The following is an 18,969-nucleotide window of genomic DNA, read 5'->3' as shown; positions in this document are numbered from 1 at the left end:
ATTACCCCCGCCGTGCCCGGCTAAGACGCACCAGCCATTCCGAGATCAGCAGTGACAACAGCGCCAGAGCAATCGAGATCAGGCATAAACGCGCTGCCGCGTTTTCACCATCTACAGTTTGGATCAGCGTATACATGGCTGACGGAATAGTGCGTGTTTCGCCAGGGATATTGGAGACAAACGTAATTGTCGCACCAAATTCACCCAATGACCGGGCAAAAGCCAGCACCACACCGACAATAATACCCGGTAACATCAGCGGCAATGTGATGGTAAAAAACACCCGCCAGCGTCCAGCTCCCAGCGTGCGAGCCGCCTGTTCCAGCTTGATATCGACCTCTTCCAGCGCCAGACGAATGGCGCGTACCATCAGCGGGAATGACATCACTGCCGCCGCCAGTACCGCGCCACGCCAGCTAAAGGCGAAGCTCAGGCCAAACCAGCGATACAACGCGCTGCCGATAACACCATGCTGCCCCATAACAACTAAAAGCAGATATCCCACCACCACGGGCGGTAATACCAGCGGTAAGTGGATAAGACTATCGAGCAGTGCTTTACCCGGGAACTGGCGTCGTACCAGCAACCATGAGACAACGATGCCAAAGGGCAGGTTTAACACTACCGCAAGGGAAGAAACTTTCAGACTCAGCAGTACCGCCTGCCATTCGGGATCACTTAAAAACATTAGCGTGTGGTAAATCCATATTGTTTAAAGATAGTGGCAGCTTGCGGTCCTTTCAGATAGTCATAGAACGCTGTCACCGTCGCATTTTTATGTCCATCAATAATCGCCAGCGGATACTCCACTTGTTGGTGCGTGTCATCCGGAAAAACCCCGACAACTTTTACTTTTTTACTGGCCACGGCATCAGAGCCGTAAACAATGCCTAAGGGCGTTTCACGACGTTCAACCAGCGCCAGTGCGCTACGCACATCTTCCGCTGGTGCCAGTCTGGAGGTTAACGTATCCCATGCCCCCAGTTTTTTCAGTGCCTGTTCGGCATAGATCCCGACCGGAACATGTTCGGGGTTACCTACCGCCAGGCGTCCCCCTTTTAACAAACTGAGCCAGTTGGTGTGGTTGTTAATCGTGATTTCACCCTGTTCACTCTCTTTCGGCGCGACCACCACAAGGCGATTGCCCAGTAAGGTTTCACGTGTAGAGGTATCGATAACTTTTTTATCGACCGTATAGTCCATCCATTTCTGATCGGCCGAGATAAATAAATCCGCCGGTGCGCCAGCGGTAATTTGGCGGGCGAGAGTCGAAGAGGAGGCAAAAGAGGAGACAACATCAACATTAGTTTCTTTTTTATACTCTTTGGCGATCTCCTGTAACGCATTTGTTAATGATGCCGCAGCAAATACCATAATTTTCCCCTCTTCTGCCCGTACCGGGCTTGCCAGGGTGAATGTTAATACCGTTGCTGTCAGTAAACGTGACCATTGATATGTCATAGGTAACTCCTGTAGGTGCGTTATTTACGAAACAACATAACGATACAACAAAATTTTTCCCAATATCAATAAGGGGATAGATGCAGAGGAACATCAAAAACGAGAGGAATATAACAACAAATCTCACCTGACAGCAAATGAACATAATTAGTAAAATAAATGTTCATGTTATCAGGTAACGACTTAAGTTTATTCATATTTATCGATTCCGGCATCGGGAGCGCTCAGCGCTTTGTTATCATGCGGATGCTGAGCCGTTAATGAATGCCCCCAGCGGCGGCTTTGGGAGGTGTTATGGCGGTTGAAATAGCCAGTAAAATCAGCTAATAAGTCAGACGGTGAATCAGGAAACAACGACCAGAGGGTATCGCTGCGCTACGTTTTCGTTAACCACAGCAAAAACACACAGGGTTTCCCTGTGTGTCTGCAATCGGTTATCGGCTCAGGCTGGGGATGGCAGAGCGTTAATCAGTGGGTACGTTGACGATTATTACTGCGACCCACGCTGGACAACAGATTAAAGGCTTCGCCAAGACCATAAATTAACCCGAGGATGATACCCATCACCACCGGAACCATGACACAGGCAAAAACCAGACTTTCCAATAGCTGTAACATAGCGGACTCCATAACACTGACAGATCTTATTGTAATTCATTAAACGGCAAAAATACGTTCCATTTGTGCGGTCATCGATGAACGGAAATGACAGATGTATCTTGCAAGATAATCACTATCGGTCACAATACACTTTTTGCCAGGATCTCACTATGACGGCCGAAATTCTTCTGACCCTTAAATTACAACAACGTTTGTTCGCTGATCCGCGACGTATTGCCCTGCTAAAACAAATCGATAAAACCGGTTCGATTAGTCAGGGGGCGAAAAATGCGGCGATCAGTTATAAAAGCGCCTGGGATGCGATTAATGAAATGAATCAGCTCAGCGAACAAACCCTGGTTGAGCGGGCCAAGGGGGGAAAAGGGGGCGGTGGCGCGATCTTGACCCGCTACGGGCAGCGGCTGATTCAGCTTTACGACCTGCTGGCTCAGATCCAGCAAAAAGCGTTTGATGTGCTCAGTGACGATGATCGGCTACCGCTTGACAGCCTGCTGGCCGCTATCTCACGTTTTTCATTACAAACCAGCGCACGTAATCAGTGGTTTGGTACGATCACCGGTCGTAATCATCAACAGATACAACAACATGTCGAGGTTTTGCTCGCTGACGAGCAGACCCGTTTGAAAGTCGCCATTACTGCGCAAAGTGCCGATCGTCTCGGCCTGAACGAAGGTCAGGAGGTGCTGGTGTTGCTCAAAGCGCCGTGGGTGAGTATGACCCAGGATCGCGCTATCGCAGCGCAAGCGGATAATCAACTGGCTGGCAAAATCAGTCATATCGAATATGGGCCACAACAGTGTGAAGTGTTAATGTCGCTGCCCGACGGGCAAACGCTGTGTGCCACCCTGCCCCGCGATCAAGCTGATCAACTGAGCGAAGGCAGTGATGCCATCGCCTGTTTTAATGCCGATCATGTCATTCTCGCCACCTTGCGTTAATCACATTGACATCATGTCGCTGGCGTCGTATTCCTGTCATCACTGACAGGAATAAATGGAACAGATGATGTTATCGTTGCAGATTTCGCAAGGCGTATTTTACCTGAGCGCAAACAAAACATTAACTATCGCCCATCTGGCGATTGCCGCAGGCGAAAGCTGGGCTTTTGTTGGCAGTAATGGCAGTGGTAAATCGGCGCTGGCTCGCGTGTTATCGCGGGAGATTACCCGCTTTAGCGGCCAGTATGAAAATCATTTTTCCCGTATCGCTCGTCTTTCTTTTGAACAATTACAGAAGCTGGTGGGTGACGAATGGCAGCGCAACAATACTGACTTACTCAGCCCTGGCGAAGAGGATAGCGGACGGACGACGGCGGAGATCATTGAGCTTGAGCATCAGGATCCGGCCCGCTGTGCCACTCTCGCTGAGCTGTTTGGTATCACTCACCTGCTCCCTCGTCGCTTTAAATATCTCTCCACCGGTGAAACACGTAAAACGCTGCTCTGTCAGACGTTAATGACTCAGCCGGATTTGCTGATCCTCGATGAACCTTTTGACGGACTTGATGTAGCGTCTCGTCAGCAGCTTGCCGGCATACTGGCAACGCTAAACGAACAGGGTATCACCGTGATCCTGGTACTGAATCGTTTTAGTGACATTCCCGACTTTGTCCGTTTTGCCGGAGTGCTGGCGGATTGTACCCTGAGTGAGTACGGTGAAAAAAATAGCCTGCTCAACCAGGCACTGATCGCTCAACTGGCGCACAGTGAAAAGCTGGAGGGCATCACCTTACCGGAGCCGGATCTCCCCGCAGCCGGTCAGGTGCTGGCCGATGATACACCACGGGTCATTCTGCGCGATGGCATGGTGTCATACAACGATAAACCGGTTATTCAGCATCTCAACTGGACGGTTAATCCAGGCGAACACTGGCAAATTGTCGGCCCTAATGGGGCCGGAAAATCAACCTTGCTGAGTCTCATTACCGGCGATCATCCACAGGGGTACAGTAATGATCTCACCCTGTTTGGCCGCCGTCGCGGCAGCGGTGAAACAATCTGGGATATCAAAAAGCACATCGGTTACGTCAGCAGCCTTCTGCACCTCGAATATCGCGTCAGCACCACCGTGCGCAATGTGATCCTGTCGGGATATTTCGACTCTATCGGTATTTATCAGGCGGTTTCTGATCGGCAACGCCAGCTGGTACAGCGCTGGCTGGATATTCTGGGCATCGATGCCACTACCGCTGATGCGCCATTTCATACTCTTTCCTGGGGTCAGCAACGGCTGGCGTTGATCGTCAGAGCGCTGGTAAAACATCCGACCCTGTTGATTCTTGACGAACCGCTACAGGGACTGGACCCACTCAATCGCCAGCTGGTACGTCGTTTTATTGACGTGCTGATCCAGCAGGGCAATACCCAACTGCTGTTTGTTTCCCATCACCGGGAAGATGCGCCTGCCTGCATCACGCATCGCCTGATCTTCATTCCGGATGAAAACGGTTACAGTTATCAGTTCGAACGATGCGCTGAATAATATGCTGGCCTGGCAGCAATTTCAGATGTGGCTTGCCCGCAGATCAACGGTATAACACAGATCCGTCATCAGGGAAGATATCGCTCCCTGATGACGGGCTGATATCAGGGATAATGGCGTCGATATAAAAGAACGTCTTCTTGATTTTTCACCATAATAGAAATATTTTCATTAAACTCAATGAGCGAATAATAATTGCACATGTTGGTGACGTTTTCATTGTAAACGATTCCATACATTTGCGTTTAATCACACTTTTCTCCTCATGGTCATGCTATTTTTTTCAGGTAATAGCAGCCTTACGGAGTCCATTATGAAGGTATTAGTTACAGGTGGTAGCGGTTACATCGGAAGTCATACCTGTGTACAATTATTACGGCAAGGACATGACGTTGTTATCCTGGATAATCTCTGTAACAGTAAACGCAGCGTCGTGCCGGTTATTGAACAGCTGGGCGGGTCAAACATCACTTTTATTGCTGGTGATATTCGCGATGAAGCATTGATCACAGAAATCCTTCATGATCACGCCATTGAAGCGGTGATCCATTTTGCTGGCCTGAAAGCGGTCGGGGAATCGGTGGTCAAACCGCTGGAATATTATGACAATAATGTTACCGGCACCCTGAAATTAGTCTCTGCGATGCAGACGGCCAGGGTCAAAAACCTGATTTTCAGCTCCTCGGCCACCGTTTATGGCGATCAGCCACAAATCCCCTATGTTGAAAGTTTTCCGACCGGATTGCCGCAAAGCCCTTATGGCAAAAGTAAATTGATGATTGAGCAAATCCTGAGCGATGTACAGGCAGCGCAGCCCGAGTGGAGTATTGCATTATTGCGTTACTTTAATCCGGTCGGCGCCCATCCATCAGGGGAAATGGGAGAAGATCCACAAGGTATTCCCAATAATCTGATGCCTTATCTCGCTCAGGTGGCGGTGGGACGTCGCGAATCACTGGCTATTTTTGGTAACGATTATCCAACACCGGACGGTACAGGGGTGCGTGATTATATTCACGTCATGGATCTCGCGGATGGCCACGTAGTGGCGATGGAAAAATTAGCCCATCGTGCGGGCGTACATATCTATAACCTCGGTGCAGGGGTTGGCAGCAGTGTTCTTGATGTAGTCAATGCTTTCAGCCAGGCCTGTGGTCAGTCGCTCAATTATCACTTCGCCCCCCGCCGCGCAGGTGACCTTCCTGCTTACTGGGCTGATGCGCAAAAGGCTGAGCGAGAGCTCAACTGGCGTGTGACCCGAACACTTAATCAGATGGCTGAGGATACCTGGCGCTGGCAATCCCGCCATCCCTACGGTTATCCCGACTAAAGGAACGCTTATGGCGCAATTTAACCCTGTCGATCACCCCCATCGTCGTTATAATCCGTTAACCGGAGAGTGGGTTTTAGTTTCACCTCATCGCGGCAAACGTCCCTGGCAGGGGGCACAGGAGTCCCCTGCCTGCCTGACCCTGCCCGCCCATGATCCGCACTGCTTTCTGTGTCCTGGCAATACCCGCATCACCGGGGATGTCAATCCGCGTTATACGGGTACTTATGTCTTTACTAATGATTTTGCGGCATTAATGACTGATACCCCCGATGCACCAGCGAGTGACGATCCGCTGATGCGTTGTCAAAGTGCGCGCGGAACCAGCCGGGTTATCTGTTTTTCACCGGATCATAGCAAGACGCTGCCGGAATTAAGCATCACCGCCCTGGAGGGGGTAGTAAAAACATGGCAGCAACAGATGGCCGAACTGGGGAAAAGCTATCCGTGGGTACAGATTTTTGAAAATAAGGGTGCCACAATGGGGTGTTCCAACCCACACCCGCATGGCCAAATCTGGGCTAATAGCTTCCTGCCTAACGAGGCAGAACGGGAAGATCGTCTGCAAAAAGCCTTTTTCTCCCGCCAGGGTACGCCGATGCTGCGCGATTATGTTGAGCGTGAATTAAACGATGGCAGCCGTACGGTTGTCGAAACGACACACTGGCTGGCGGTCGTGCCCTACTGGGCAGCATGGCCCTTTGAAACCCTTCTGCTGCCGAAAGCGCATGTGTTGCGACTCACTGATTTAACCGCTCCACAAAGTCATGATCTTGCCATAGCACTGAAAAAGCTGACCAGCCGTTACGATAATTTATTCCAGTGCGCCTTTCCCTATACCATGGGCTGGCATGGCGCGCCTTTTAATGGGGCTGATAATGATCACTGGCAGCTCCATGCCCATTTTTATCCCCCTTTATTGCGTTCCGCCAACGTGCGTAAATTTATGGTCGGCTATGAGATGCTGGCCGAGACGCAGCGCGATTTGACCGCCGAGCAGGCCGCCAGACACCTGCAGGCGGTCAGTGATAGCCATTTTCGTGATTCCGGAGAGTTATCATGAATCTGCAAGAGAAAACTCGCACTCTGTTTGCTGAAAAATTCGGCTATCCTGCCAGTCATTTTATCCAGGCGCCTGGCCGGGTTAACTTAATCGGCGAACACACCGACTACAATGACGGTTTTGTCTTACCCTGTGCCATTGACTACCAGACAGTGATCGCCTGTGCCCGCCGTCATGACCAGTGTGTGCAGGTGATCGCTGCTGATTATGATAATCAGCGTGATCAGTTCTTTCTTGACCGGCCGATTGAGCCACATCCAGCCCAACCGTGGGCAAACTATATTCGTGGGGTGGTGACACAGTTACAGCGGCATCATCAGATGGGTGGCGCAGATTTGGTGATCAGCGGCAATGTGCCACAGGGGGCAGGACTGAGTTCCTCCGCCTCACTGGAGGTTGCTGTGGGGACAGCATTTCAGCAATTATACCATCTGCCACTGGATGGCAGACAAATCGCGCTGCAGGGTCAGCAGGCAGAAAATCAGTTTGTTGGCTGTCAATGCGGCATTATGGATCAGCTTATCTCGGCGCTGGGAAAGAAAGAGCATGCATTACTGATTGACTGTCGCACCCTTGAGACCCGCGCGGTATCGATGCCACAAGGTGTCGCGGTGGTCATTATCAATAGTAATTTTAAACGCACGCTGGTCGGCAGTGAATATAATACCCGCCGTAAGCAGTGCGAAGCAGGCGCTCACTTCTTCGGAAAATCATCACTGCGCGATGTCAGTCTTCGCGATTTTCACGCCGCTGCCCATCAGCTGGACCCACTGGTGGCGCACCGCGTTCGTCATGTGCTGACCGAAAATGCCCGCACTCTTGAAGCCGCAGAAGCGCTCGAAAAAGGCGATCTGCAACGGATGGGGCAACTGATGGCCGAATCCCACGCTTCGATGCGTGATGATTTTGCCATCACGGTGGCCCCCATTGATCACCTGGTCGATATTGTCAGCAATACTCTGGGTGACCAGGGAGGGGTGCGCATGACCGGTGGAGGATTTGGCGGTTGCGTCGTGGCGCTGGTGCCTGAACAGCGGGTTGATCCACTGCGACAAGCCGTTGCTGCTCAGTATGAAGCACTGACCGGTATCAAAGAGACATTCTATGTCTGCAAGGCTTCCGCAGGCGCGGGATCATATTAAATTTGGGTTTTGCGATAACTATGTCATCAGGCGGTAAATTTCGCTATGGTTAGGGATAACCATTGCCGTGGTGCAAATCACCGCAATATAATGAGAACAGTTATCAATCAATAGTAATGCATACACGCGGCTATCGGAATTAGCTCAGCAATATATCAGTGCGTTGCCGGGATAATCCGAAAGAGTATGTGTATCGAGGAGCGAAAGAATGGCTGTAACTAAGCTGGTACTGGTTCGTCATGGCGAAAGTCAGTGGAATAATGAAAACCGTTTCACCGGTTGGTACGATGTGGATCTCTCTGCAAAGGGGGTCAGTGAAGCTAAAGCGGCAGGGAAATTGCTAAAACAGGAAGGTTTCGTCTTCGATTTTGCTTATACCTCTGTGCTGAAACGTGCCATCCATACCCTGTGGCATATGCTGGATGAACTGGACCAGGTCTGGTTGCCCGATGAAAAATCATGGAAGCTGAATGAACGTCACTACGGCGCATTACAGGGACTGAATAAAGCAGAGACCGCAGAAAAATATGGTGATGAGCAAGTGAAACAGTGGCGTCGTGGCTTTGCCGTCACCCCTCCTGAGCTGAGCAAAGAGGATGAGCGCTATCCTGGTCACGATCCCCGCTACGCGGCACTGAGTGATAAAGAGCTGCCGGTCACCGAGAGTCTGGCACTGACTATCGAACGTGTTGTCCCTTACTGGAAAGACACCATTCTGCCACGGATGAAAAAAGGTGAGCGTATCCTGATTGCTGCGCACGGTAACTCACTGCGTGCGCTGGTAAAATATCTCGATAATATGAGTGAACAGGAGATCCTCGAACTCAATATTCCAACCGGTGTTCCGCTGGTGTATGAATTCGACGAAAACTTCAAACCGATTAAGCATTACTATCTGGGCAACCCCGATGAAATTGCGGCAAAAGCGGCTGCCGTAGCCAATCAGGGAAAGGCGAAGTAATTTTCAGCTGATCAAAACAAGCGTGGGTGATCCACGCTTGTTTGCTGAGGCGCTACGATTAACAGGCGTCCTGCGCCGGAATCCCAGAAAATTCTGCAGCTAAAAAATAAATATTTTCATAGTAAAATCAGGTAATGACTGATTTAGAGCCTGGCCCACCAGGCGTTATTGACGCAGCCAGTCAGGACACGGACAGCGCGGAGAAACCGCAGCGTACACGGTGCTCAGGGCCAAAATGACCAGTAAAATAGCCTTTTTCCAGCCTTCTGATTAAGTCATAATATCCATCATACTGATACTGAGAGACTCCGCGGCGCCGTCGGACAGGCCTGATGGTGCGCAGTACAGCAGGCGGACATCAAACTGATAGTTCAGCTGACTGTCGGCAAAAAAGTCCACACTCAGTTCGATTCCGGCCGGCAGCTTCGCCCGCGCTCGCACACAATCAGGAGTGGGTTATGGCGCATGATTCCAACCGAAAAATGTTGATCACCGCACTTGCCAGGTTCACGCTGGCGAACATATCCCTGGTGGCAGCTGCTACCGGAAACGCAAATGTGCAGGGTAAAAGTCGAATTCTGGTAGCGTACTTTTCCCGCAGCGAAAACACACGAGTGATTGCGGACGTCATTCACCGCAGCCTGAATACCGTTCTGTTTGAAATTGAACCGGCGACACCTTATCCGGAAAACTATTTTCAGACCGTTGAACAGGCGAAAAATAAGCGAGAGCAAGGCGTAAAACCCGCATTGAAATTTAGCAGGAACTTACGATTCACATTTCCAGCCAGGGTCGAAAGCGTCAGGCTGGTCAGTACCGCCAGTGCGCCGGAGACAGCAATCCCCTGCCCTGCCAGCCCCACCGTCACACCTGAATCACGGGCAATCGGCGTGAGCAGGCTGACGGGCATAAATTCAGAGGCAATCAGCATAAAAACGCACAAGGTTATGGCAAAAATGCCTCCCCATTATGCGTGCTGATGTTGAGATGATGGTGTTTGGCTCAGTGTCGACATAGTGATTCACAAAGATCAGGATAAAAGCCATCGGCCATAGATCGGTAGTTTTTGATCAATTCAGGAGAGGGGGTATTTCAGTTTGGTTTGAAAAAATTGTTCGAACTTCGCGAAAGGTATTTTTCCGGCAACGTTATCGTATAGATCCACATGATTTGCCCCAGGCACCACCACCAGCTCTTTATCTTTACTGCCGACCGCCTTGTAAGCATCTTCAGCAAAATAGCGTGAATGCGCTTTTTCACCGGTCACGATAAGCGTCGGAATGGTGATCTCACTGGCGTAGCTCAGTAACGGCATATTCATAAACGACAGCGGCATCGTTGCCGTCCACGCCCCAGTCGAGTTCACGGAACGCGCGTGGAAACCGCGCGGCATACGGTAGTAGTCAAAGAACTCTTTCAGTACCGGATGCGGATTTGCCGGGAGCGTTTCTGGCAGAATGCGCCCGCCCGCGCTGGCTTTGCCGTTGCTGTCGACGTTAATATCATGACCGCCGTGAGCGAACGTTCCGCTCTGTGCATCCTTCCAGCGCTGTTCATTCAGATACTGCAGAACAGCTCGACGGTCGACGGTTGAATAACGGTCTTTGCCATTTCCCACGCCATGCCCCATCGCCCGGCTCATATCGTACATCACGCTGGTGGCCACCGCTTTAACGCGGGTATCCATCGCGGCGTCGTTCAACGCCATGCCACCCCAGCCGCAAATACCGAGCAGCCCGATACGGTTGCGATCCACCTCTTTTTGCAGCCCTAAGAAATCCACCGCCGCACTGAAATCTTCCGTGTTAATATCCGGTGAGGCGACGTTTCGCGGATAGCCGCCGCTTTCCCCCGTGTAAGAAGGATCGAATGCCAGAGTAATAAATCCTTGTTCCGCCAGCGTCTGGGCATACAGACCGCTGGATTGTTCTTTCACCGCGCCAAAAGGCCCACTGACCGCAATCGCCGCCAGTTTGCGATCGCCACGATCTTTGGGCAGATAAAGATCGCCCACTAAGGTGATGCCATATCGATTCGGGAACGAGACTTTACGATGGTCGACTTTCTGGCTCTCAGCAAAGGTCTTGTCCCATTTATCTGTCATGGAAACAGGAGTATTCGGATGGGTTGAATCAGCATAACTCATTGTCGTGACTCCACTTAATGATGCGAATAACAGCATGGCCGGTATCGTAGTTTTTAGCGTTCGGGTGAAAGCTTTCATAAAAATCCCCATGAAAATCAACAGAGAGATACAAGTTTCCTACGGACAACGCTGCAGTGCTTTGTTTTGATGGGATCATTATAGTGAGCAGGATTAGTGCTGATTAGAGGGTGATTACTGCTAAGATTAATACCATATTGTTATAAATTAATACTGAGTTTGCTGTCATTCAGGGGGGATTATGCATGGCAAAAAGGGAGAACTACAACGAGTTGTATCTGTTTATGCAGGTGGTTCGGGAAGGTAGTTTTACCGCTGCAGCTCAGCGGCTGGGACTTGCTCAGTCAGGGGTCAGCCGTTCTGTTCGTGAGCTTGAAGAAAGGCTGGGCGTCCAGCTGCTGGTGCGCACCACGCGTAAACTGTCACTGACGCAAGCAGGCGAGCAGCTCTACCAAAAGACGGCGTCTGGATTTGATACGTTAGATCTTGGGCTTGCCACGCTGGCGCATTATCGTGAGACGCCCTCCGGCACGGTGCGAATCAATGCCAGTCAGCACGCGATTGATAAATGCTTGCTGCCAAAGCTAGCGGTATTTAAACAGCGCTATCCTGATATCAGGCTTGAACTGATGAATGAGAGCCGATTCGTCGATATCATCAAGGAAAGATTCGATGCCGGCGTCCGTCTGGGACCTGAAGTCGGCCAGGGCATGGTCGCGGTGCGCATCACGTCCGATATGGAGATGGCGATTGTGGGTACTCCGGGACATTTTCGACGCTACGGTTTTCCACAAACCCCGGCGGATTTAAAGGTGCATCCCTGTATCGCCTATCAGTTTGCCGACGGCAGCGTATACCAGTGGGAACTCAATCAGGATGATAAAATAATTACCCATCGACCTGAAGGACAATGGGCCTTATCTGACAGCTATATGGAAGCAGAAGCCGCCCGGCTGAGCCTCGGGTTAGCCTATGTCCCTGTTGAACTGGTCGCCGATGATTTAGAACACGGTAAGCTTATCAGAGTATTGCAGCGTTACAGTCTGCGAATGGAAGGATTATTTCTCTATTATCCTCATCGCAACGTCTCCCCCGCCCTACGGATGGTCATTGATACGTTAAAAATCTGAGAAACAGGTCGCTTAAATTAACCAGGGGTGACAACTGTCTTGACACTTACCGGCCGGAGCCCGGCGCAGGGTTGCCTGCCGGGAGGTCAGTCTGAGTCTGCGGACATGGAGAAGATGGCAAAAAAGTCCGGAAGATGGCCGTCAGACCGGTGCCGGTTAACCGCCTGAGTCCTGAGGAAGAGCAGCAGATACGGGAGGCCTGTCATCAGCCTGAATATGCCAGTCTGCCGCCGTCGCAAATCGTGCCGCGTCTGGCAGATAAAGGCATTTATCTGGCGAGTGAATCGACCTTTTACCGCATACTGCGTCGTTCCGGTGAGGTTCACCGGCGGGGACGTCAGGTCCGGCGGCAGAAGGTGGCCGCCCCGACGACCTTTACGGCGACAGGGCCCTGCCAGGTGTGGACATGGAACATCACCTGGCTGCCCTCTGTGGTGAGTGGCCGCTGGTATTATCTGTATCTGATAACCGACCTGTACAGCCGAAAAATCACGGGTTACGAAGTGCATGAGACAGAAAGCGGTGAACAGGCAGCCGCCCTGATGCAGCGCAGTGTGATGCGGGAAGGCTGCTGGCGACAGCCGCTGGTCCTGCACGCCGATAACGGTCCGGCGATGAAATCGCAGACGCTGCAGGTGAAGCTGCTGATAGCGAAACTCGCGCAGTACTGCTCCCTGGCCATTGCGCACCGCGATAAGGTCGCCCTCTGACGAGTAGTCATACTGGCACAGCCTGTCGGCGCTGAGCGGGTCGGAGGGATGAAAGACGCTAACCCCGGTGATACGTTCCACAGTGTCACCATTCGTCAGCGGCAGGGAGGAAAATTCGACCAGGAAGCGTCGCCCGGCGCTGTCGGTTATCTGCTCTGGCTGATTGCGGCTGTTATAGTCAATGGTCAGGCGGTTTTCATTGCGGTCAGTGATTGCGGACAGCAGCCAGTGGCCTGGCCGGGGCTGATGGCTGAAGTGCCAGTGGCGGGATTCATCAGCAGCGGAGATACAGACGGTATTATCGTCCGGACGACTGACCTTCAGCTGTTCATAGCGGTTCATCACCGGCAGTTCGCCGGGTGGCGGGCAGGGGAAGCGGATATCCCGGCCCTGTTCGTCAGTGAATATCAGCACATCATCCTGCTGGCGCACGCTCAGCGACAGCGGCAGAAACCAGCCCTGGCCCAGCCAGCCGTTACTGATTTCATCAGAGAAGTAGTAACGCTGCCATGTCAGGGGTACGGCTGCCGGAAAGTCAAAGTCGTTACATGTGGCAACTACTGAAACAGGTAAAGCAGTTTATGAAAGTTGCCTCCCCATTTCCCGGTAGCTGTCTGGGGCTGGCGAAAGTGGAGCGTTAATATGAGAAGTTATTTATTCATTACCTGGTTTAAAAATGGCGATTTTGACTGTCCTTGCTGGCATATCAGACAGCCGTGCCTTGATTCCAGGCCCTATATGGCGCAATGTCATGACTATTTCTGAATCAGCTAACAGTCAAACAATGACAATGTATAATGGATTAATGGTTTCCAGACCGGGCGCTATTATTGACTGGCGATATGTTGTGTCAGGCACAGGAAGTATGCCGGAGAAGGACGAGTTGAAAGTAGAGCACTATTCCGTACCGCTCATTAGCATTAAGATCGTGACTATGACTCACAACACGAATGGCATGTAAGCTTATTCAAAACTATATATCAAGGATTCGTCACTATTATGAACCTACTGCTCCGTCTGTTACCACTGGCTGCGTTGTTCCTGACTGCCTGTAACCTTAATCACGCCGAAGACCCGACTAAAACAGCGGATTCCCCCCAATGGCGTCAGCACCAGCAAGCTATCCACAATCTGACGCAATTTCAGACCCGTGGTGCTTTTGCTTATTTTAACAGCGATCAAAAAGTTTATGCCCGCTTCTTCTGGCAACAAAGCGGAGAAAATAACTATCGCCTATTACTGACCAACCCGCTGGGCGGTACGGAGTTGTCGCTGGTTGCTCAGTCCGATCATGTGACCCTGACGGATAATCAGGGGCAGACCTACACCGCTACGGATGGAGAAGAGATCGTCAGTCGTCTGACCGGAATCGCGATCCCACTCAATAACCTGCGTCAGTGGATTGTCGGTCTGCCGGGTAAAGCCAGCGATTATTCACTTGACGATGACTATCGTCTGCATAAGCTGACTTACCGCCAGAATGGCAAGACCTGGCATCTTATCTATAACGGCTATAGCCATAAAAGCCAGCCGCCGCTGCCAGATAATATTGAGCTGCGTAATGGTCAACAGCGTATCAAGCTAAAAATGGATAACTGGATAGTAAAATGATCACTCACTGGCCCTCTCCGGCGAAGCTAAATCTGTTCCTGTACATCACCGGACAACGCGCTGATGGTTACCATACCCTGCAAACGTTGTTTCAGTTTCTCGATTATGGCGACATGTTGATCATCGAGCCACGTTCTGACGGGATACTGCGCCTGCTGACGCCGGTCGCAGGTGTTGCCACTGAAGATAATTTGATTATCCGTGCTGCCCGCTTATTGCTGCAAGAGATGACCGCGCGTGGAGCGTTATCGGCTGGTCGCGGCGCAGATATTCATCTCGATAAACGGCTGCCAATGGGCGGCGGACTGGGCGGCGGTTCATCCAATGCCGCTACCACCCTGGTGGCTCTGAACCACTTGTGGCACTGTGGATTATCAGAGGATGAGCTGGCAATCCTGGGATTACAACTGGGGGCGGATGTCCCGGTTTTCGTGCGGGGTCATGCCGCTTTCGCGGAAGGTATTGGTGAGCTTTTGACCGCTGCGACACCACCGGAAAAATGGTATCTGGTCGCGCATCCCGGTGTCAGTATTGCCACACCACTGATTTTCCGTGATGCTAATTTACCGCGCAATACACCGGTCAGATCAATAGACAGGTTGCTGGACAGCCCATTTCATAATGATTGTGAAGCGATCGCAAGAAAACGTTTTCCTGAGGTTGATGTTGCACTTTCATGGCTGTTAGAATACGCGCCATCACGCCTGACCGGAACAGGTGCCTGTGTCTTCGCTGAATTTGATACTGAGGCTGCCGCTCGCCAGGTGCTGAAAAAAGCCCCGGAATGGTTACAATGCTTTGTGGCGCAAGGTGTTAATCGCTCGCCACTTAAGTTAGCCTTGTCACAAAATTCTGCCTGTTAGTCTGAATGATGTGACACACCGGACAAAATGAGTCACGCTGACAACGCCATATTTTGCCGACGTTGCCTCGTTCTCTTTAAACATATTATCTGGATAGAATAGCCCTCATCCCTGTCTTAATTATTCTGGTGCTATTTATCCACTACTGGACGCATGCCTGAGGTTCTTCTCGTGCCTGATATGAAGCTTTTTGCTGGTAACGCTACGCCGGAACTAGCACAACGTATTGCCGACCGTCTGTATACCTCTCTCGGCGACGCCGCTGTAGGTCGCTTTAGCGATGGTGAAGTCAGCGTACAAATCAATGAAAATGTACGTGGTGGTGATATTTTCATCATCCAGTCTACTTGTGCGCCTACCAATGACAATCTGATGGAGCTGGTTGTTATGGTGGATGCGCTGCGTCGCGCTTCGGCGGGTCGTATTACGGCCGTTATCCCTTACTTCGGTTACGCGCGTCAGGATCGCCGGGTTCGTTCTGCGCGGGTGCCAATCACCGCAAAAGTAGTCGCCGATTTCCTGTCCAGCGTTGGAGTCGATCGGGTTCTGACCGTTGACCTGCATGCTGAACAGATCCAGGGCTTCTTTGATGTTCCGGTCGATAACGTATTCGGTAGCCCCATTCTGCTGGAAGATATTCTGCAACGAAACCTCGACAACCCGGTGGTTGTGTCTCCTGATATCGGTGGTGTGGTACGTGCCCGAGCCATTGCCAAACTGCTTAACGATACCGAGATGGCCATCATCGATAAACGTCGCCCGCGCGCTAATGTTTCCCAGGTTATGCACGTCATCGGTGATGTTGCTGGCCGTGATTGCATCGTGGTCGATGATATGATCGATACCGGTGGCACACTGTGTAAAGCAGCAGAAGCACTGAAAGAGCGGGGAGCTAATCGCGTATTCGCCTACGCGACCCACCCGATATTCTCCGGCAATGCCCCCCAGAATATTAAAAATTCAGTGATTGATGAATTTGTTGTCTGTGACACTATTCCACTGACACCAGAAATCAAAGCACTCAATAAAGTCCGGATGCTGACACTGTCTGGTATGCTGGCAGAGGCGATTCGTCGTATCAGCAACGAAGAGTCTATCTCCGCGATGTTTGAGCATTAATCACGTCTGTTGACACAACCCGCCACGGCGGGTTTTTTTATTTTTGCGATATATTTGTCTGGCTTAGCAATACCGCGCCTGTGCTATTCATCTGGCAAATATTTCACCTGGGATGAAACGCTATTGTGAACCGTTTGCTTTCTTTACACGTCATGCCGTGCAGCGCGTTTATTGATGCCTGCTGGAAAGAAAAATATACCTTTGGCCGTCTGATACGTGATGCGATCGCCGGAATTACGGTAGGCATTATTGCGATCCCGCTGGCAATGGCTTTAGCGATTGCCAGCGGTGTTCCCCCCCAATACGGACTTTATACCTCCGCTATCGCCGGTATTGTTATTGCGCTGACCGGCGGTTCACGTTTCAGTGTCTCCGGCCCTACCGCCGCGTTCGTGGTAATCCTCTATCCGGTATCACAGCAATTCGGTTTATCAGGATTACTGGTTGCCACCTTATTGTCCGGGATATTCTTAATTCTTTTCGGTCTGGCGCGATTGGGTCGCCTGATTGAATATATTCCTCTGCCAGTCACGCTCGGTTTTACTTCCGGTATCGGTATCACGATTGCGACAATGCAAATTAAAGACTTTTTAGGTCTGCAGATATCACATATGCCGGAACACTACCTGCAAAAACTCGGCGCGCTGATAATGGCACTGCCAACAATCAATCCTTGCGATACGGCAATTGGCATCGTCACTCTCGGAACATTGATAATATGGCCGCGTCTGGGAATTCGCCTGCCAGGCCACCTCCCCGCCTTACTGATGGGCTGTGCCACGATGCTGATATGCCATCTGTTGGGAGGTCATGCCGCCACGATTGGCTCACAGTTCCACTATCTGTTAGCCGATGGCAGTCAGGGGAACGGTATTCCACCTTTGCTGCCACAACTGATGCTACCGTGGCAAATCCCCGGTGCTGATTTTACCCTTAACTGGCACTCGCTGAAGGCCCTGCTGCCGGTCGCCTTTTCGATGGCGATGCTGGGTGCCATAGAGTCCCTACTGTGTGCCGTGGTGCTGGATGGCATGACCGGCACAAAATATAAAGCAAATAGCGAGCTGGTTGGCCAGGGGATTGGTAACATCATCGCCCCTTTCTTTGGCGGCATCACCGCAACGGCCGCCATTGCGCGATCCGCAGCGAATGTTCGCGCTGGTGCCACATCACCGATTGCTGCGGTGATCCACTCACTTCTGGTGATCATGGCGCTCCTCGTGCTGGCGCCCCTGCTCTCATGGCTGCCTCTTTCGGCTATGGCGGCATTGCTACTGATGGTCGCATGGAATATGAGTGATGCACGTAACATCATTAATTTGCTGCGCCATGCACCGAAAGATGACATTGTGGTGATGCTGATGTGCATGTCTTTAACCATTCTGTTTGATATGGTTATCGCTATCGGTGTCGGGATTGTTCTGGCCTCACTGCTGTTTATGCGCCGCATTGCACGGATGACCCATCTGGCACCCGTCAATGTTAATCTTCCTGATGATGTTCTGGTCTTGCGAGTCATTGGGCCGCTGTTTTTCGCCGCTGCTGAAGGGCTGTTTAACGATCTGCAAAAGCGAATTAGCGGTAAGCGCATCGTGCTGCTGGAGTGGGATGCGGTTCCGGTACTGGATGCCGGAGGTCTGGATGCCCTTCAGCGTTTTGTTAGCAAGTTGCCTGAGGGCTGTGAACTGCGGATCGCCAGTCTTGAATTTCAGCCATTACGCACTTTTGCCCGCGCGGGCGTACAACCGATCCCAGGACGCCTGCGCTTTTATGCTGATCGTCATGCTGCTTTAGCGGATATTTTATCCTGATACGGTTTCAGCTATTGCGGCGTGGATCATGGCGACAGCGCTTATCATAATGACGTACCCACCAGTACCTGTCGTCAATCTGCTCATGCCCGCCAATGCGGGCTCCCACCAGCCAAAGGATCGCACCAACAAAGATGCCCAGTATCGCGCTATGTGAAAAAAGCTGCGGCATTTCAAGCTGGGGGAGCTGATTTAAAATGGCGCAGCCAATGCCGATGGACATAACCACTAACCCAGTGATTATCAATATATTACCGATAAACGAAGCCTGTTTGCGCGTCATATATTACCTCCGTAGTGCCCGATGCCATGGCGAGATTGATATCAGTTTACAGAATCAGTATAGACAAACCGCTAACATTGATTGCGTTATCGATCACATTCGTAAACATAAGACAAATGAATAATTACAAATAAAAAACAAAATGACATCAGACTATTTTCATCACTGGCGGGATAATCCTTTCCACGGGGCAATCTCAGCGCCTGAATTTTGCCAGCC

General features: G+C 51.2%; 17 protein-coding genes and 3 pseudogenes. 13 read left to right on the top strand and 7 right to left on the bottom strand.

What is annotated here, in order from left to right:
• Window position 1 precedes the first annotated feature (1 nt).
• From modB to PT300_08610, 3 genes are all read right to left on the bottom strand, one after another.
• Window positions 2-688 (bottom strand): molybdate ABC transporter permease subunit, encoded by a 687-nt coding sequence (modB, locus tag PT300_08620; protein ID MDF7680647.1) that lies wholly within the window; start codon window positions 686-688, stop codon window positions 2-4.
• A complete protein-coding gene (gene modA, locus PT300_08615; protein ID MDF7680646.1) occupies window positions 688-1,461 on the bottom strand; it encodes a molybdate ABC transporter substrate-binding protein in 774 nt (257 codons plus the stop codon). The genes modB and modA overlap by 1 nt, the downstream gene beginning before the upstream one ends.
• Window positions 1,462-1,929: 468 nt before the next feature.
• A complete protein-coding gene (locus PT300_08610) occupies window positions 1,930-2,079 on the bottom strand; it encodes an AcrZ family multidrug efflux pump-associated protein (protein MDF7680645.1) in 150 nt (49 codons plus the stop codon).
• Between the two features lie 152 nt (window positions 2,080-2,231).
• On the opposite strand from PT300_08610, the gene modE reads away from it, so the two are divergent.
• From modE to gpmA, 6 genes are all read left to right on the top strand, one after another.
• Window positions 2,232-3,020 carry a molybdenum-dependent transcriptional regulator gene (modE, locus tag PT300_08605; protein ID MDF7680644.1) on the top strand — a complete coding sequence of 263 codons (789 nt, stop codon included), beginning with the start codon at window positions 2,232-2,234 and terminating at the stop codon, window positions 3,018-3,020.
• A 67-nt stretch (window positions 3,021-3,087) separates the two neighbouring features.
• The gene (modF, locus tag PT300_08600) at window positions 3,088-4,563 is read left to right on the top strand and encodes a molybdate ABC transporter ATP-binding protein ModF (GenBank protein ID MDF7680643.1); all 1,476 of its coding nucleotides are present in this window, start codon (window positions 3,088-3,090) and stop codon (window positions 4,561-4,563) included.
• A 313-nt stretch (window positions 4,564-4,876) separates the two neighbouring features.
• Complete coding sequence (gene galE, locus PT300_08595) at window positions 4,877-5,893, top strand: UDP-glucose 4-epimerase GalE (protein ID MDF7680642.1); 1,017 nt, start codon at window positions 4,877-4,879, stop codon at window positions 5,891-5,893.
• Between the two features lie 10 nt (window positions 5,894-5,903).
• The gene (gene galT / locus PT300_08590; protein ID MDF7680641.1) at window positions 5,904-6,956 is read left to right on the top strand and encodes a galactose-1-phosphate uridylyltransferase; all 1,053 of its coding nucleotides are present in this window, start codon (window positions 5,904-5,906) and stop codon (window positions 6,954-6,956) included.
• Window positions 6,953-8,098 (top strand): galactokinase, encoded by a 1,146-nt coding sequence (gene galK, locus PT300_08585; GenBank protein MDF7680640.1) that lies wholly within the window; start codon window positions 6,953-6,955, stop codon window positions 8,096-8,098. Before galT ends, galK begins: the two co-directional genes overlap by 4 nt.
• Before the next feature lie 208 nt (window positions 8,099-8,306).
• On the top strand, window positions 8,307-9,059 hold the full coding sequence (gene gpmA, locus PT300_08580) for a 2,3-diphosphoglycerate-dependent phosphoglycerate mutase (protein MDF7680639.1): 753 nt from the start codon (window positions 8,307-8,309) through the stop codon (window positions 9,057-9,059).
• Between the two features lie 757 nt (window positions 9,060-9,816).
• Here gpmA and PT300_08575 read toward each other — a convergent pair.
• Together PT300_08575 and PT300_08570 are read right to left on the bottom strand one after the other, a co-directional pair.
• A pseudogene (locus PT300_08575) lies at window positions 9,817-10,017 on the bottom strand (MFS transporter).
• 117 nt (window positions 10,018-10,134) lie between these two features.
• A complete protein-coding gene (locus tag PT300_08570; GenBank protein ID MDF7680638.1) occupies window positions 10,135-11,205 on the bottom strand; it encodes an alpha/beta hydrolase in 1,071 nt (356 codons plus the stop codon).
• Between the two features lie 263 nt (window positions 11,206-11,468).
• On the opposite strand from PT300_08570, the gene PT300_08565 reads away from it, so the two are divergent.
• Both PT300_08565 and PT300_08560 read left to right on the top strand, forming a co-directional pair.
• Window positions 11,469-12,353, top strand: a complete 885-nt coding sequence (locus PT300_08565; protein MDF7680637.1) for a LysR family transcriptional regulator — start codon at window positions 11,469-11,471, stop codon at window positions 12,351-12,353.
• A 46-nt stretch (window positions 12,354-12,399) separates the two neighbouring features.
• Window positions 12,400-12,982, top strand: a pseudogene (locus PT300_08560) (DDE-type integrase/transposase/recombinase).
• A gap of 18 nt (window positions 12,983-13,000) precedes the next feature.
• On the opposite strand, the pseudogene PT300_08555 reads toward PT300_08560, so the two are convergent.
• Window positions 13,001-13,609: pseudogene (locus PT300_08555) on the bottom strand (DUF6531 domain-containing protein).
• 130 nt (window positions 13,610-13,739) lie between these two features.
• On the opposite strand from PT300_08555, the gene PT300_08550 reads away from it, so the two are divergent.
• The 5 genes from PT300_08550 (at window position 13,740) to dauA (ending at window position 18,467) form a co-directional block, all read left to right on the top strand.
• Window positions 13,740-14,024, top strand: a complete 285-nt coding sequence (locus PT300_08550) for a hypothetical protein (GenBank protein ID MDF7680636.1) — start codon at window positions 13,740-13,742, stop codon at window positions 14,022-14,024.
• Window positions 14,025-14,062: 38 nt separating this feature from the next.
• Window positions 14,063-14,674, top strand: a complete 612-nt coding sequence (lolB, locus tag PT300_08545) for a lipoprotein insertase outer membrane protein LolB (GenBank protein ID MDF7680635.1) — start codon at window positions 14,063-14,065, stop codon at window positions 14,672-14,674.
• Window positions 14,671-15,537: a 4-(cytidine 5'-diphospho)-2-C-methyl-D-erythritol kinase gene (gene ispE, locus PT300_08540; protein ID MDF7680634.1), complete on the top strand. Its 867-nt coding sequence runs from the start codon at window positions 14,671-14,673 to the stop codon at window positions 15,535-15,537. Before lolB ends, ispE begins: the two co-directional genes overlap by 4 nt.
• A gap of 171 nt (window positions 15,538-15,708) precedes the next feature.
• Window positions 15,709-16,656, top strand: coding sequence for a ribose-phosphate pyrophosphokinase (locus tag PT300_08535; GenBank protein MDF7680633.1), 948 nt, complete (start codon window positions 15,709-15,711; stop codon window positions 16,654-16,656).
• Between the two features lie 125 nt (window positions 16,657-16,781).
• Window positions 16,782-18,467, top strand: coding sequence for a C4-dicarboxylic acid transporter DauA (gene dauA / locus PT300_08530; protein MDF7680632.1), 1,686 nt, complete (start codon window positions 16,782-16,784; stop codon window positions 18,465-18,467).
• A gap of 7 nt (window positions 18,468-18,474) precedes the next feature.
• On the opposite strand, the gene ychH is transcribed toward dauA, so the two are convergent.
• Window positions 18,475-18,750: a stress-induced protein YchH gene (ychH, locus tag PT300_08525; protein ID MDF7680631.1), complete on the bottom strand. Its 276-nt coding sequence runs from the start codon at window positions 18,748-18,750 to the stop codon at window positions 18,475-18,477.
• Between the last annotated feature and the right edge of the window lie 219 nt (window positions 18,751-18,969).

Source organism: Enterobacteriaceae bacterium ESL0689 (assembly GCA_029433525.1).
Lineage (GTDB): Bacteria > Pseudomonadota > Gammaproteobacteria > Enterobacterales > Enterobacteriaceae > JAQTIF01.
Note: the sequence above shows the minus strand (reverse complement) of the source record. Positions and strands in the feature narration are given on the sequence as shown.

Excerpts from the sequence above, each read along its gene's own strand:
- modB (MDF7680647.1), bottom strand. The coding sequence starts at position 688 with ATGTTTTTAAGTGATCCCGAATGGCAGGCGGTACTGCTGAGTCTGAAA.
- modA (MDF7680646.1), bottom strand. The coding sequence starts at position 1,461 with ATGACATATCAATGGTCACGTTTACTGACAGCAACGGTATTAACATTC.
- PT300_08610 (MDF7680645.1), bottom strand. The coding sequence starts at position 2,079 with ATGTTACAGCTATTGGAAAGTCTGGTTTTTGCCTGTGTCATGGTTCCG.
- modE (MDF7680644.1), top strand. The coding sequence starts at position 2,232 with ATGACGGCCGAAATTCTTCTGACCCTTAAATTACAACAACGTTTGTTC.
- modF (MDF7680643.1), top strand. The coding sequence starts at position 3,088 with ATGTTATCGTTGCAGATTTCGCAAGGCGTATTTTACCTGAGCGCAAAC.
- galE (MDF7680642.1), top strand. The coding sequence starts at position 4,877 with ATGAAGGTATTAGTTACAGGTGGTAGCGGTTACATCGGAAGTCATACC.
- galT (MDF7680641.1), top strand. The coding sequence starts at position 5,904 with ATGGCGCAATTTAACCCTGTCGATCACCCCCATCGTCGTTATAATCCG.
- galK (MDF7680640.1), top strand. The coding sequence starts at position 6,953 with ATGAATCTGCAAGAGAAAACTCGCACTCTGTTTGCTGAAAAATTCGGC.
- gpmA (MDF7680639.1), top strand. The coding sequence starts at position 8,307 with ATGGCTGTAACTAAGCTGGTACTGGTTCGTCATGGCGAAAGTCAGTGG.
- PT300_08570 (MDF7680638.1), bottom strand. The coding sequence starts at position 11,205 with ATGAGTTATGCTGATTCAACCCATCCGAATACTCCTGTTTCCATGACA.
- PT300_08565 (MDF7680637.1), top strand. The coding sequence starts at position 11,469 with ATGGCAAAAAGGGAGAACTACAACGAGTTGTATCTGTTTATGCAGGTG.
- PT300_08550 (MDF7680636.1), top strand. The coding sequence starts at position 13,740 with ATGGCGATTTTGACTGTCCTTGCTGGCATATCAGACAGCCGTGCCTTG.
- lolB (MDF7680635.1), top strand. The coding sequence starts at position 14,063 with ATGAACCTACTGCTCCGTCTGTTACCACTGGCTGCGTTGTTCCTGACT.
- ispE (MDF7680634.1), top strand. The coding sequence starts at position 14,671 with ATGATCACTCACTGGCCCTCTCCGGCGAAGCTAAATCTGTTCCTGTAC.
- ychH (MDF7680631.1), bottom strand. The coding sequence starts at position 18,750 with ATGACGCGCAAACAGGCTTCGTTTATCGGTAATATATTGATAATCACT.